14 protein-coding genes are annotated in these 13,414 nt (G+C 49.0%); 13 read left to right on the top strand and 1 reads right to left on the bottom strand.

What is annotated here, in order from left to right:
* The 10 genes from rlmH (at nucleotide 1) to MN202_RS05980 (ending at nucleotide 8,952) form a co-directional block, all read left to right on the top strand.
* Nucleotides 1–471, top strand: coding sequence for a 23S rRNA (pseudouridine(1915)-N(3))-methyltransferase RlmH (gene rlmH / locus MN202_RS05935; protein WP_335735176.1), 471 nt, complete (start codon nucleotides 1–3; stop codon nucleotides 469–471).
* 2 nt (nucleotides 472–473) lie between these two features.
* Nucleotides 474–2,342: a penicillin-binding protein 2 gene (mrdA, locus tag MN202_RS05940; RefSeq protein ID WP_335735177.1), complete on the top strand. Its 1,869-nt coding sequence runs from the start codon at nucleotides 474–476 to the stop codon at nucleotides 2,340–2,342.
* Nucleotides 2,335–3,453, top strand: a complete 1,119-nt coding sequence (gene rodA, locus MN202_RS05945) for a rod shape-determining protein RodA (protein ID WP_335735178.1) — start codon at nucleotides 2,335–2,337, stop codon at nucleotides 3,451–3,453. Before mrdA ends, rodA begins: the two co-directional genes overlap by 8 nt.
* Nucleotides 3,450–4,235, top strand: coding sequence for a septal ring lytic transglycosylase RlpA family protein (locus tag MN202_RS05950; protein WP_335735179.1), 786 nt, complete (start codon nucleotides 3,450–3,452; stop codon nucleotides 4,233–4,235). Before rodA ends, MN202_RS05950 begins: the two co-directional genes overlap by 4 nt.
* Nucleotides 4,236–4,277: 42 nt before the next feature.
* Nucleotides 4,278–5,435: a serine hydrolase gene (locus tag MN202_RS05955; protein WP_335735180.1), complete on the top strand. Its 1,158-nt coding sequence runs from the start codon at nucleotides 4,278–4,280 to the stop codon at nucleotides 5,433–5,435.
* Nucleotides 5,436–5,543: 108 nt separating this feature from the next.
* Nucleotides 5,544–5,825, top strand: a complete 282-nt coding sequence (ybeD, locus tag MN202_RS05960) for a DUF493 family protein YbeD (protein ID WP_335735181.1) — start codon at nucleotides 5,544–5,546, stop codon at nucleotides 5,823–5,825.
* Nucleotides 5,826–5,874: 49 nt separating this feature from the next.
* Nucleotides 5,875–6,576 carry a lipoyl(octanoyl) transferase LipB gene (lipB, locus tag MN202_RS05965; protein ID WP_335735182.1) on the top strand — a complete coding sequence of 234 codons (702 nt, stop codon included), beginning with the start codon at nucleotides 5,875–5,877 and terminating at the stop codon, nucleotides 6,574–6,576.
* Nucleotides 6,569–7,534 (top strand): lipoyl synthase, encoded by a 966-nt coding sequence (gene lipA / locus MN202_RS05970; RefSeq protein WP_335735183.1) that lies wholly within the window; start codon nucleotides 6,569–6,571, stop codon nucleotides 7,532–7,534. Before lipB ends, lipA begins: the two co-directional genes overlap by 8 nt.
* 216 nt (nucleotides 7,535–7,750) lie before the next feature.
* Nucleotides 7,751–8,434, top strand: a complete 684-nt coding sequence (locus MN202_RS05975; protein WP_335735184.1) for a hypothetical protein — start codon at nucleotides 7,751–7,753, stop codon at nucleotides 8,432–8,434.
* Nucleotides 8,435–8,592: 158 nt separating this feature from the next.
* Nucleotides 8,593–8,952 (top strand): PilZ domain-containing protein, encoded by a 360-nt coding sequence (locus MN202_RS05980; RefSeq protein ID WP_335735185.1) that lies wholly within the window; start codon nucleotides 8,593–8,595, stop codon nucleotides 8,950–8,952.
* Between the two features lie 69 nt (nucleotides 8,953–9,021).
* On the opposite strand, the gene MN202_RS05985 is transcribed toward MN202_RS05980, so the two are convergent.
* Complete coding sequence (locus tag MN202_RS05985) at nucleotides 9,022–11,094, bottom strand: TonB-dependent receptor (RefSeq protein ID WP_335735186.1); 2,073 nt, start codon at nucleotides 11,092–11,094, stop codon at nucleotides 9,022–9,024.
* A gap of 150 nt (nucleotides 11,095–11,244) precedes the next feature.
* Between MN202_RS05985 and MN202_RS05990 the strand changes: the two genes are divergently transcribed.
* From MN202_RS05990 to MN202_RS06000, 3 genes are read left to right on the top strand one after another with little or no spacing between them, the layout of a single operon-like run.
* A complete protein-coding gene (locus MN202_RS05990) occupies nucleotides 11,245–11,520 on the top strand; it encodes a hypothetical protein (protein WP_335735187.1) in 276 nt (91 codons plus the stop codon).
* Entirely contained in the window at nucleotides 11,504–11,797 is a 294-nt protein-coding gene (locus tag MN202_RS05995) for a hypothetical protein (protein WP_335735188.1), read from the top strand. Before MN202_RS05990 ends, MN202_RS05995 begins: the two co-directional genes overlap by 17 nt.
* A complete protein-coding gene (locus tag MN202_RS06000) occupies nucleotides 11,794–13,407 on the top strand; it encodes a PepSY-associated TM helix domain-containing protein (RefSeq protein WP_335735189.1) in 1,614 nt (537 codons plus the stop codon). Before MN202_RS05995 ends, MN202_RS06000 begins: the two co-directional genes overlap by 4 nt.
* Nucleotides 13,408–13,414 lie beyond the last annotated feature (7 nt).

Genomic DNA, 13,414 nt, shown 5'->3' on the forward strand with positions numbered 1-13,414 from the left:
ATGAAGTTAATTCTTATCGCCGTGGGCAGTAAGATGCCGGCCTGGGTACAAAGTGGCTATGACGAGTATGCCCGGCGTTTTCCGCGTGACTTAGCGCTGGAACTGGTTGAGATACCTGCTGGCAAACGCGGCAAAAACGCCGATATTAAGCGTATTCTGGAGCTTGAAGGCGAAAAGATGCTGGCCGCGGTACCTAAAGGCAGCCGCATAGTCACGCTGGAAGTTACCGGTGCCAACTGGAGCAGCCCACAGCTGGCTGCCCGGCTAACCGACTGGCAGCGGGATGGCCGTGACGTTTGCTTATTAGTTGGTGGGCCTGAAGGTTTAGCGCCGGCCTGCATTGCAGCCAGTGAAGCCAAGTGGTCGCTATCAGCGCTGACACTGCCGCATCCTATGGTACGGGTAGTGCTGGCTGAAAGCCTGTACCGCGCCTGGAGTATTTGTACTAACCATCCTTATCACCGCGAGTAAAGATGTTAAAAAAACGCGTTGCTATTCAGGACTTTGCCGCAGAATCCCGACTGTTTAACCAGCGGGCTGTGGTAGCGCTGGCCGGGGTAGCACTGCTGTTTTGTTTAATTATTTACAACCAGTATCAACTGCAGGTGGTGTCGTATCAGGATTACCGCACCCGCTCAGAAGGCAACCGGATTAAAGTGGTGCCGGTCGCGCCCAATCGCGGGCTTATTTTTGATCGCAACGGCATTTTGCTGGCCGAAAACCGGCCGGTATTTTCACTTGAGCTGATCCCAGAGCAAGTGCAGGATATGACACAAACACTGGGGCAGCTGGCGCAACTTATTACAATTACGCCGGAGCAACAGGACAGCTTTTTAGCTCAGGTTAAAACGCAGCGGCGCTTTAACAGCATAGCGCTGAAAGAGCAGCTGGATGACACTGAAGTGGCCATACTGGCGACCAATCAGCACAGATTTCCCGGTGTTACTGTTGAGGCACGACTGAGCCGGCACTACCCCTTTGCCGATTTATTTACCCATGCGCTGGGTTATATCGGCCGGATCAACAGCCGCGAATTGCAGCAGTTAGAACAAGACGGTGAACTGGCCAATTATGCCGCCAGCCGTGATATCGGCAAAATAGGCCTGGAGCGCTTCTATCAGCAGCAGTTGCACGGCACCATGGGCTATCAGGAAGTTGAGGTTAACAACCGTGGCCGCTCTATCCGCGTGTTACGCTCGGTGCCGGCAGTATCCGGCCAGAATTTACATCTGGGACTGGATGTCGGATTACAACTCACCGCTCAACAAGTGCTGCAACAACAACGCGGCGCTATAGTGGCAATAGACCCGCGCGATGGCGCTGTATTGGCGTTTTACAGCAACCCCAGCTACGACCCTAACCTGTTTGTGCATGGTATCAGTTCAGTCAATTACAATGCGTTGCTTAATTCGCGTGATAAGCCGCTGATTAACCGTGTCACACAAGGCACCTACCCGCCGGCGTCAACCATTAAGCCGCATCTGGCCCTACTCGGCCTCGAAACCAATACCATTACCGCTGAGACCAAAATTTGGGATCCGGGCTATTTTATGTTGCCTAATGTCGATCACCGCTATCGTGATCACTATCGTTTTGGCCATGGCTGGATAAATCTGTATACCGCCATGATGAAAAGCTGCGATACCTACTTTTATGAGCTGGGTGTTAAGCTGGGCATAGATCGCATTTCTGACTACATGAGCAAAATGGGTTTTGGTGAAAAAACCGGCATTGATATTGTGGAAGAAAGCAGCGGCATTATGCCATCGCGTGGCTGGAAAAGAGCGCGGCATAACCAACCCTGGTATCAGGGCGACACTGTGCCATTAAGTATTGGCCAAAGCTATTGGACAACAACGCCATTGCAGTTGGTAGCAGCAACAGCAGTACTGCTAAATCAGGGCCGGCTGGCTAAACCGCATTTAGTGACCCATTTTAGTGACGAGCACGGCAAAACAGCACTGGAACCGCAAATAAGCCAGGCCATTGAAGTGGTAAACCCGGCCAACTGGGATACGGTAATGGATAGCATGCACCGCACGGTAAAAGAAATTGGTGGCACAGCACGCAACGCCTTTGTCGGTGCAAGCTATGACTCTGCCGGTAAAACCGGCACGGCGCAGTTATTCGCTATTGGCCAGGAAGAAAAATACGTCGCTGAAAAAGTAGACGAGCGGCTGCGCGACAATGCAATGTATATAGGGTATGCCCCTTATGACAAGCCAAGCATTTTAATCGCTGTGGCGCTGGAAAATGCCGGCGGTGGCAGCGCCAATGCCGCGCCTATAGCCCGGCAAATGATGGATTACTATTTTGCCGCAGGAGTAAACCAGCATGAATGAGCATTTTAGCGGCCACACCCGGCGTAGCCGGCTGAACTTCTTCCACATTGATGGCCCTTTGCTGTTAGGCCTGTTAGCACTGCTGATCTTTGGTTTGTTTATTTTATACAGTGCCTCGGGCCAAAGCCCGGCTATGATGAAAGCGCAACTTGTGCGCCTGGGCGTTGCACTGGCGGTCATGGTCGCGGTAGCCCAAATTACGCCCCAAACCTTGCGACGCTGGTCACTGCCAGTGTTTCTGGCCGGCCTGGTTATGCTGATTGCCGTGCTATTGGTCGGCCACGTCGGCAAAGGTGCGCAGCGCTGGTTAGATTTAGGTTTTATGAAGTTTCAGCCATCTGAGGTAATGAAGCTGGCAGTGCCGATGACGGTTGCCTGGATCATTGCCCAACATAGTTTGCCGCCCAGGTTATGGCATCTGTTGCTGGGCTTTCTCGCCTGTATCATTCCAACCTTGCTCATTGCCAAACAGCCTGATTTGGGCACTTCAATCCTGATCCTGACGGCCGGCGTCTTTGTGTTGTTTATGTCCGGCATGAGCTGGCGCATTATTGCCTTTGTTGCTGCAGCGGTATCAGCCTTTTTACCGGTATTGTGGCTGTTTTTAATGCGCGACTACCAACGTCAGCGCGTACTGACCTTTTTAAACCCGGAAAGCGATCCGCTCGGCGCCGGCTACCATATTATCCAGTCAAAAATTGCCATTGGCTCTGGCGGCCTGGAAGGTAAAGGTTATTTGCATGGCACTCAATCTCAATTGGAATTTTTGCCTGAACGCCATACTGACTTTATTTTCGCCGTAATAAGTGAAGAGCTGGGCCTGATGGGGGTGCTTATTTTACTTGGGCTGTATTTGTTTATCATTGGCCGTTGTATGCACATCGCCACCCAGGCGCAGGATAACTACAGTAAACTGGTCGCCGGCAGCTTTACCCTCACTTTTTTTGTTTATGTGTTTGTTAATATTGGTATGGTGTCTGGCCTGTTACCTGTGGTGGGTGTGCCCTTACCTTTAGTCAGTTATGGTGGTACTTCGATGGTGACACTGATGGCGGCTTTTGGTGTAATAATGTCAGTCGGTACCCATAAGAGGATCCTGGCAACGCCATGATAAGAGCTTTACTTCTCAGTAGTCTTGTAGTGCTAAGCAGTTGCAGCAGCATTGAGGTGCAACCGAATGCCGGACGTTACAGCCAGACAAAAGATAGCACGCCGGCGCGCTTGCCTACCTTACTGGAGATGACAGATCCGGCACCGAAAGCCGAACCTTTAAGTCCGGGAGGCAATCGCCCCTACCGGCTGTTTGGCCAATCTTATACGCCACTGACCGATGCCACTGTGCATACCGAAATGGGCATAGCGTCCTGGTATGGTAATAAATTTCATGGCCATCTGACGTCCAATGGTGAAACCTACAACATGTTTGCCATGACGGCGGCACATAAAACCCTGCCGCTACCGTCTTATGTTAAAGTAACTAATCTGGACAATGGCAAAGCGGCTATAGTCAGGGTAAATGACCGCGGCCCTTTTCACCGCGATCGCATTATTGATTTGTCGTACTCTGCCGCCAGTAAAATTGGCATGTTGCAACAGGGTACAGCCAGAGTTCAGTTAGAGTTGTTACAGTCGCCGGCGATGCTGGCGCAACAGCAACCTGCAGATTGCTATATACAGGTATTTGCCAGCGCGGACGACAACAAAGCGCGGCAGTTACTGCAACAATTGCAGCAGCAACAGGCCCTTCCGGCAGAAATTCACTCCGGCAGCGGAATTTTCCGGTTGCGGGTTGGTCCAACCCGGGATAAACGACAGGCGCAGCAGTGGTTACAGCAGTTGCGCAGCGGTAATTTTCCAGCGGCTTTTTATGCCAACAGCCAGTTATGTAGTTAACGTGGTACTTTCACTCATTACTAAAATAAAAGAACAGGTCTTATGAATACGTATTGTCATATTTTTTCTATCGCCGCCCTTTCCGTTGCCAGTATCAGCCTGACAGCTCAGGCACAAACGGTTATGCCACAAGCCCCAACCGTTGCCGCTAAAGGCCATATTCTTATTGATTTTGATACCGGTAAAGTGCTGGCTGAAAACAACGCCGATATGTCACTGGCACCGGCCAGCCTAACCAAAATGATGACAAGCTACGTTATTGGTACTGAGCTGAAAAACGGCAATATTAAAAACGACGACATGGTCACCATTAGTGAAAAAGCCTGGGCGAAAAACTTTCCCGGCTCATCACTGATGTTTATCGAAGTAGGCACTAAAGTATCGGTAGCTGATTTAAACAAGGGCATTATTATTCAATCGGGCAATGATGCCTGTGTCGCTTTGGCAGAACACATAGCCGGCAGCGAAGGCGCTTTTGTTGACCTGATGAACGCCCATGCCCAGCGCCTTGGTATGCATAACAGCCGTTTTGGTAACAGCCACGGCTTACCCAGCGCTGAAAACTATACCACGCCACGCGATATGGCTACCTTGTCTGCCGCGCTGATCCGTGATGTGCCGGAAGAATACGCCCTCTATGCCGAAAAAGAGTTCAGCTACAATAATATCCGCCAATACAACCGTAATTCTTTGCTGTGGGATCGCAGCCTGGACGTCGATGGTATTAAAACCGGCCATACTGACGAAGCCGGCTTCAGTTTAGTTACCTCAGCCAGCCGCGATAATATGCGGTTAATTTCTGTGGTTATGGGCACAGCCAGTGAGCAGGCACGTAGCGCAGAAAACAAAAAATTATTAACGTACGGCTTTCGCTTTTTTGAAACCATTACCCCTTATCAGGCCGGTGAAAAATTTGCTGAACAGCGTATCTGGCAAGGTGATAAAGACAATGTACAGCTGGGTATTTTAAACGCTGTACAAGTCACCATACCGCGTGGCCAGCAAAAAAACCTGCAAGCTGACTTCACCTTGAATCAGCAGCTTATCGCCCCCATCTCGAAAGGCCAGCAAGTTGGCACCGTGTACCTGAAATTGCATGGCGAAGACATTGCCAGCTACCCAATGGTAGCGCTGGAAGATGTAGCCGAAGGTGGCTTTTTCAGCCGGATGGTCGACTACATTAAAATGAAATTTATATAACCGGCAACCGTGTAGTTTTAACGCAGCAAGTCCCGGCAAAGTCCGGGACTTTTTGTTACAATTGCCATATTAACGGTTAAGGCCCGCTAACAGCGCAGTGAGACAACAATGGTAAACGAAGTAAAAAACACCAAATTTGATGAGTATCTGGAGTTTCCCTGCCAGTTCAGCTTTAAAGTGCTGGGTTTGGCACATGACGATCTGGTTGATCAGGTCATGACAGTTGTGCGCCAGCATACCGACGCCGGCGACTACAGCCCGGCGGTAAAACCAAGCAGCAAAGGTAATTATCACTCCGTTTCGGTCAGTGTCACCGTCACCAGCAAGCAGCATATTGAGTTGCTGTACACTGAGCTTGGCAAAATTGAGCTGGTACGCTACGTACTCTGAGGTAGTACCTGCAGTTTAGCCTGTCGTATTCGATGTAAAGGGCGGTATAATGTACAGCGTTTCTCAGCAAGCCGGATTACAGGTGCCAACAGCCATTACACAACAACTTATTATCCGCGATCTGGGTGTACAGGATTACACCAGCGTGTGGCATGCCATGCAGCAGTTTACCGATCTGCGTCACAGTGATACCGCTGACGAGCTCTGGCTGCTGGAGCACCACAGCGTGTTTACCCAAGGCCAGGCCGGTAAAGAAGAGCATTTGCTGTTTCCCGGTGATATACCTGTGGTGAAAGTCGATCGCGGCGGCCAGGTTACCTATCATGGTCCGGGCCAGTTGGTGGTATATGTGCTGCTGGATTTAAAACGGCGCGATCTGGGCGTAAGAACACTGGTAACACTTATTGAGCAAGTGCTGGTCGACTTGCTGACAGACTACGGCATTACTGCCTATGCCAAGGCGGATGCGCCTGGTGTTTATGTAGACGGCAGTAAAATCGCCTCATTAGGCTTAAGGGTGCGTAAAGGCTGCACCTTTCATGGCCTGGCGTTAAACGTCAATATGGATTTAGCACCATTCTCGCGTATTAACCCTTGTGGTTATGCCGGTATGCAAATGATCCAAAGCAAAGATGTAGGTGGCCCGCAAAGTATTGCCGAGGCCAAACAACGAATACTGCAGTGTTTTCAACAGGCGTTGAAAGTAAGTTCACTGCAACATAAAACAGGGTTAGATTGGCAAAATGACTAAAACTGCACGTATGGAACCTGGCGTTAAACTGCGCGACGCTGAAAAAATGGCGTTAATTCCGATTAAAGTTCTGCCAACTGAACCGGAGCAAATGCTGCGCAAGCCAGAATGGTTGAAAATCAAACTGCCAAAAAGCTCAGAACGCATCGACCAGATCAAAGGGGCATTGCGCAAACACGGCTTGCACTCAGTATGCGAAGAAGCTGCCTGCCCAAACCTGACCGAATGTTTTAACCACGGCACCGCTACCTTTATGATTTTGGGCGCTATTTGTACCCGCCGTTGCCCGTTTTGTGACGTTGCCCATGGCCGGCCACTGCCCCCCAGTGCCGAAGAGCCGGAAAAGCTGGCACTGACCATTCGCGATATGCAGCTAAAATATGTGGTAGTAACCTCGGTTGACCGCGATGACTTGCGTGATGGCGGCGCTCAGCACTTTGCCGACTGCATCAGCGAAATTCGCAAGCACAACCCCAGCATAAAAATTGAAGTGCTGGTGCCGGATTTTCGTGGCCGGATGGACACAGCACTGGATATCCTGACACAGACGCCACCAGATGTGTTTAACCACAACCTGGAAACTGCACCACGCCTATACAAACTGGCACGGCCGGGTGCCGACTACAAATGGTCACTGCAGCTGCTAAAACGCTACAAGGCCGCTCACCCTAATGTCGCCACCAAATCGGGTTTAATGGTCGGCTTGGGTGAAACCACCGAAGAGCTGATAGAAGTATTAAAAGATCTACGCGAGCACGATGTCGATATGCTAACGGTCGGCCAGTACTTGCAACCAAGCAAACACCATTTACCGGTAAAACGCTATATGCCACCGGCCGAGTTTGACGAGATTAAACGCATCGCTTACGAGCTTGGCTTTAAACACGTAGCCAGCGGGCCCTTCGTGCGCTCCAGCTATCACGCCGACCGTCAGGCCGCCGGTGAAGAAGTAGGCTAATCAACGCTACCATGTGTTCATACTTGAAAAATGCGCCTTATGGCGCATTTTTAGTATTCACATAAGCTATTTTCGCATTTATATCGCGGTGATCCTGCGTAAAAATCAAACAAACCACGTATACGTCTTATCTATTGACTTAGAACATATCGCTCTATAAAGTCTTTTATGCAACATAAATAATATTTATTTAACATATCAGTAAAAGGATTCACGATGAAATATAAAAGTTTTAAGTTGGCTTTTGTTATGGCTACGCTTTCTCTGCCACTTCAGGCAAGCAATACCTCAACACAAGCCTGGCCCTTACAAATTGACAATTGCTACTCAACAGCTTGTTTCTTTTACTCCGAGCAAACTATGCAGGCGATTGCCGCAATTGCCGATGAAGTTTATCAGGATGTAAATTATTTTAGCCTTGATACCGTTTTAACGTATAACGACTTTTTGGAGGACTACACCTTATTGGATGCAGACGCTAAAGCAGCTATGCGCCAGGAAGAATACGCACAGGCGAAGCTGGTTGTACTACGTAAGATGGCTGTAGCAACATCGTTAAACATTGGCCTGGCAGAATACAATATTTATGAGCAGATGTACTTTAATAAAAAGTACAGCATCAGCGTCCCGTCTTTGCAAACCGAGGCAACATCAGAAGACTTGGTAATTACAATCCCTGGTGAACTTGATCCCTTAATCTATGATTATGATATCGCCCGATCACTAACTGAACTTGGTAGATCAAGCGGTGATGTGCAGTGGAGCATGAACGGCACAACATACCGTCAAAGCTTTGTTGTTATTCAGGTATTTGGGCGTGGACGTTCAGTAAGAGGAACATCACCGAGGGTAACTTGTGGCGCAACCAAAGATGGGATGACTTGCAAAGTGCAAAATTAGTTTAATAAAAAAGTTATCATCAAGCGTTAGTTGCCTCGTCGAACTTCAGCAATAGCTCGGATAGCGGTAACCCACAATTGCTGTTGGATCACTTTGCAGCATAGCTGCTTTTTCTGCGAAAAACCGCTATGCTTCTTACAGCACTATTGGGGGATGCGATGGAACACAGACGATTTAGCCGGGTGAGTTTTAAAGGCAAGGCCCATCTTGAAATTGGCAGCCATAGCTGCGCGACAGAAGTATTAGATCTGTCACTGAAAGGTGCGCTGATTAAAAAGCCTGCAGACTGGCCGCGCTCTTTACCAAAAGTGATGGAATTACGTATTTCGTTGAACGACTTTCCGGTAGAACTGGTGATGGAAGTCAGTGTAGCGCATCAGTCAGCTACGACTGTTGGCTTGCACTGTGAAAAAATTGACATTGATAGCGTATCGCACCTGCGCCGCCTGCTGGAACTAAACCTTGGCGATGCCGAGCTACTTAGCCGCGAGCTGACCGAGCTTAGCGAGCACGAATAATCGGCTCGCATCTCAGCAGCCAGCATCTGTAAACAGACACTGGCTACTTAACAATATTCCCGTTCGCTATTAGAAACGGTAAGTGACCGAAGCCCCCAATGTACGCGGATTTACCATAGCGACATAGCCATTTGGATACGCAGGACTGGCTGGATCGCGGGTTGTCATACCGGCCTCATCAAAAGCATTATTGACGTAGGCGCTGAGCATCCAGCTATCCGCACTGTAATTTACCGAGGCCCGGGTTAACACATAGTCGCCCGCCGAGCGTTCTGCCGTGTTGTTCAAGTCACCATAAAACTCGCCGACATAATTGCTGCTAATATCCAGTTTCCACTGCTCGGTTAACCAGTAACTTAACCCCAGACAGGCAGTTACAGACGGCGCCGAGTTCAGCTCATTACCAACAGCTTGTTCAAACCCAGCTGCAGCCTTGTCAATTTTAGACTCCAATAAACCAAGACTGCTGTGCAGCTGCCAATCATTGCCCAACATCGTGTAAGCTTCCAACTCCAGGCCATAGCTATGCGCCTGCTCGATATTTGTGATGGTACGGGTACTGCTTAGTGCCTGATAGTCACTGAAGTCGTTATAAAATACATTAACGCTGATACTGGTGTTACCACTTTGCAACACGCTACGTGAACTTAGTTCATAAGTATTCACTTGTTCAGAGTCGTAGTAATAGTAAGCCGTAGTCATACCATTAAAAGCACCACCACCGGCGTTATAGCCTTGTCTGGCGCTGATTGACAAAGTTGTATGATCGGCCAGTTGATATTGCAACACCAGTTTTGGCAGCGTGAACGTTTTGCCTTGCTCCAACTGCGCATTAACCCAGGCCCCCCGCATCAACATACTGAAATCACGTTGCTGCTGCTCACGCTCTATTCGTACACCTGTGGTGATACTCCAGTTATCATCCAAACGTAGCCTGTTTTCAGCATAGACAGCTTTCGAATCACTGGCGTCATCGCCGAAGTAATGAGTAGCGCCAACGCTTTGGAAGTCTTGTCTACGCTTAAAATAAGCCAGCCCGATAAAGCCGGCATACTCAGATGCCGCCGTGCCATAATTCAATTTAGTGTCAAATGTCAGTTCAGTTTGTTGCATCAACACATCAGACTCGGCGGCAGCAGTGGCTTCATACCCTGCTGCGCCCCACTGATAGTCCATATAGGCAACAAGCGTTTGTAACGAAAACTGCGGCGACAGTTGGTAGTCAAGTTTGACGCTGCTGGTATCGGCCCTTGTCGTCAGATAGCGCTGCTGCACAGGTTGATGCGCGGCAGGATCTTTGGCATCAAAATATAAGCGTCCGGCATTACCTTCTTCCTGATAATGCTGATAGCTAAACAGTACTGCCAAATCGGCAAACTGCTTAGGTGTCCAGAGAAGTTTTGCTCTGGTATTACTGGTATCCAGCTCGTTATAACTTTTTTGTGCCGGGTTAGCAGGATAGTTTATTGGATTTGAATAGGTTTCACCGTCAATCCATTGGCTGGCAATACGAAAAGCCAGTTCATCATCAATTATCGGACCGGACAGCACCGCTGCACTGTCAAAAAAATTATGCTGATTGCGATAGCCAAGGCGAACGGCACCTTCCCAGTCCATTACTGGGTTTTTACTGCTAATATACACAGCACCACCAATACTGTTGCGACCATTACTGGTAGATTGTGGGCCACGAAACACTTCAACCTGCTCGATATCCCAAAGGCCAGTATCACCGGTTAGATCTGCCACAAAAGGCTGTGCGACACCATCAACCAAACTGCTGACACGAGCTCTGGCGCCGCCGGTAAAAGAGTTAAAGCCGGTTGCAGAGCCGTTGCCTGACACACCGCGTATATCCGGCACTGCACCTGTTAGCACTACCAGGTTCGAGATGTCAGCCAAGGCATCCGACATCGACGCTAATTGGCCGCTTTCCAGCAGCGCCTGATTAATAACGGCAACCGAGGCGGCAGTATCTTTGATAGAGCGTTGAATTTTTTCGCCGGTTACCACTATCACTTCAATTGATTTGCGCGCGCTTTGCTCTTTATCTTCTTCTGCCTGCAGCTGTATCGAGGCACCGGCCAGCGCAAGCATCAAGCTCTGCGTCAGCAGTGTGGTTTTTATGCTGATCTTTTCCATTATTTTCAATCCCGTAGTAGTAAGTTAAAGCCCGCGCCTGCTATCACTAACAAAAGCGGCAGCAAACTAGCACAAAAAAATTCACAACTCAATTGATAATCATTTCTATTTAAATTAAAGTGGCGGAGCATTTAACGGAACAAGGCAATCATGAATTTATTACTTACGCTGTCGTTGCTGACTCTGGCTGTTGCGCTTTGTTACTTCAGCAATAAACATCAACGCATTTTCAGCAAAGCTATTTCAAAACAATGGCGTATTCTGTCGGTTGTACTATTGGCTACCGCAGCTGTCTTAGCGGTACAACAGTTATCCTGGTCGGCCACGGTGTTCTTTTTGGTTTTGTTTCTCATGCTGAGCTGCATACTGCTGCCGCTGCTTACCCTGCTTAAAAAGGAAAAAATCCACCATGACCGGCCGACTTAAAGCCATACAGCCTGATTGGCTTGGAAAAACACTGGCGGGCATTGTGCTGGGCTTAGCTATTGCTTTTGTTTGTGTTGGTTTCTATGCCTGGTATGGCCCGGGCAGTATCAGTTCAGCAGACAAAAGCCAATTTAACATGTGGCTACTGATGCCGCTGTGGTTTGGTATTTTAAGCCTGGTGTTCTTATTTCGCAGTGCACGCCAGGCCTGGCTGGTGTTAGGAGTAGTTACAGCGTTGTTGTATTGCAGTTTCTTTTTATTGCGGAGAGTTGTATGAAAGTCAGGGCTGACATCTTGCGTATTTACCAAAGCCTGCATACCTGGACCGGCATCACGGCAGGACTACTGCTATTCATTGGTTTTTATGCCGGCAGCCTGACGATGTTTAAAGCTGAATTGCAGCAGTGGATAGCGCCACCGGCAGTTGCTATACCGCAGGTACAACAAACAGCCTTGCCATCAGCCGACTGGCAGGTTTTGCTGGATAAAGCATTAGCTACTTACCCGACAGAATTAGCCAAGGGTTTTGACATAGATTTAACCAGCCGCAGCCCGGTGTTAAGTTGGTACAGTCAAGGAAGTGCCCGTGATCTGCATATGGATAACAAAATTATTGCGCTCAGACTGGATCAACAGGGTGCTATTGCCGTCAGTGAAAACTACGAGAACAAATTTGCTGATTTGATTGATTATCTGCATCGCAGTGCCGGTATTGGCGGTGAAATTGGCCATGACCAGGCAGGCGTATATTTGCTTGGTATAGCCGCTGTGGCGTATTTTCTGGCGCTGGTATCTGGCATAGTGGTTTTGTTGCCCACTTTGCTGAAAAGCTTCTTTGCACTGCGCAAAGACAAAGGCGCCAGCAGATTTTGGCTGGATAGCCATAATCTGGTTGGTGTCGCCAGTCTGCCTTTTCATTTCATTATTGCCTGGACCGTAGTGGGCTTTGCATTTCATGATCTGATATATGACGGTCTTAGCGTATTTTACGGCGAACAACCGGTGTTTCAACGGCCAGCAGCCAACTCGCAAACTTATGACCTTGAAAATTTACCAGCCTTAGAGCAGCACCTTGCTGCGGCCAGCCAATACAGTCCTTCGCATAAACCGGTAAAACTAAGCTTTATGCGGCTGAATAACACAGCGCCGGTTGCTATCATTCAGATGATAAATCCTGATGGTATGGTTCGGGGGCCTGAAGCCGATTATCTGTTTATGCAACCTTATACGCTGGACATTCTGCCGTTTAGCTTCAGCACGCAGGACGGTGCCAGCTACAGTAAGTTTGTCATGGGATTATTTGCACTACACTACGGTACCTTTGCCGGCGATTTTGGCCGCTGGGGCTATTTTGTCATGGGGTTACTGGGCGCATTTTTATTTTACAGTGGCAATTTATTGTGGCTGCATAAGCGGATGAAAAAGCAAGGAGGCCCCAGTCGCAGCTGCACCCTGATGGCAGCGTTAACCATTGGCGTTTGCCTTGGCTCTATGCTGGCCGTTGCGCTGACTATGCTGTTGGGTAAATTGCTACTGCCTGTGCTGGATAACGCTAATTATGCTTACTTATACTGTTACTACATCAGCTTTTTTGCCTGTATATGCTACAGCTTTTGGCGCGGTGCTGCTCTTGCGGCCTGGCATGGGCTACTGGGATTGTCGTATTGTTGTGCCGCTTTACCCCTGGCAACGTTGTATCTGCAATGGTACAGGGCAGATTGGTACAGTACTGCTGCCACTGCAGCGGTCGATTTGATGGCATTGCTGTTTGCTGCTGTGTTTTTTTATGCCGCCCGACGCTGCAAAAAGCGCATGCTAAATAGCGAAAGCAGCAGTGTTTGGTCATTGCAGCCTGAAAAGCTGCAATGCAGCACATCTGATATTTAATCAGCTG

The sequence above is a fragment of the Rheinheimera muenzenbergensis genome (assembly GCF_036984005.1).
Taxonomy (GTDB): domain Bacteria; phylum Pseudomonadota; class Gammaproteobacteria; order Enterobacterales; family Alteromonadaceae; genus Alishewanella; species Alishewanella muenzenbergensis.

Coding starts and splice junctions, on each gene's coding strand:
- MN202_RS05975 (WP_335735184.1), top strand. CDS start 7,751: ATGAAATATAAAAGTTTTAAGTTGGCTTTTGTTATGGCTACGCTTTCT.
- MN202_RS05980 (WP_335735185.1), top strand. CDS start 8,593: ATGGAACACAGACGATTTAGCCGGGTGAGTTTTAAAGGCAAGGCCCAT.
- MN202_RS05985 (WP_335735186.1), bottom strand. CDS start 11,094: ATGGAAAAGATCAGCATAAAAACCACACTGCTGACGCAGAGCTTGATG.
- MN202_RS05950 (WP_335735179.1), top strand. CDS start 3,450: ATGATAAGAGCTTTACTTCTCAGTAGTCTTGTAGTGCTAAGCAGTTGC.
- mrdA (WP_335735177.1), top strand. CDS start 474: ATGTTAAAAAAACGCGTTGCTATTCAGGACTTTGCCGCAGAATCCCGA.
- MN202_RS05955 (WP_335735180.1), top strand. CDS start 4,278: ATGAATACGTATTGTCATATTTTTTCTATCGCCGCCCTTTCCGTTGCC.
- rlmH (WP_335735176.1), top strand. CDS start 1: ATGAAGTTAATTCTTATCGCCGTGGGCAGTAAGATGCCGGCCTGGGTA.
- rodA (WP_335735178.1), top strand. CDS start 2,335: ATGAATGAGCATTTTAGCGGCCACACCCGGCGTAGCCGGCTGAACTTC.
- ybeD (WP_335735181.1), top strand. CDS start 5,544: ATGGTAAACGAAGTAAAAAACACCAAATTTGATGAGTATCTGGAGTTT.
- MN202_RS05995 (WP_335735188.1), top strand. CDS start 11,504: ATGACCGGCCGACTTAAAGCCATACAGCCTGATTGGCTTGGAAAAACA.
- lipA (WP_335735183.1), top strand. CDS start 6,569: ATGACTAAAACTGCACGTATGGAACCTGGCGTTAAACTGCGCGACGCT.
- lipB (WP_335735182.1), top strand. CDS start 5,875: ATGTACAGCGTTTCTCAGCAAGCCGGATTACAGGTGCCAACAGCCATT.
- MN202_RS06000 (WP_335735189.1), top strand. CDS start 11,794: ATGAAAGTCAGGGCTGACATCTTGCGTATTTACCAAAGCCTGCATACC.
- MN202_RS05990 (WP_335735187.1), top strand. CDS start 11,245: ATGAATTTATTACTTACGCTGTCGTTGCTGACTCTGGCTGTTGCGCTT.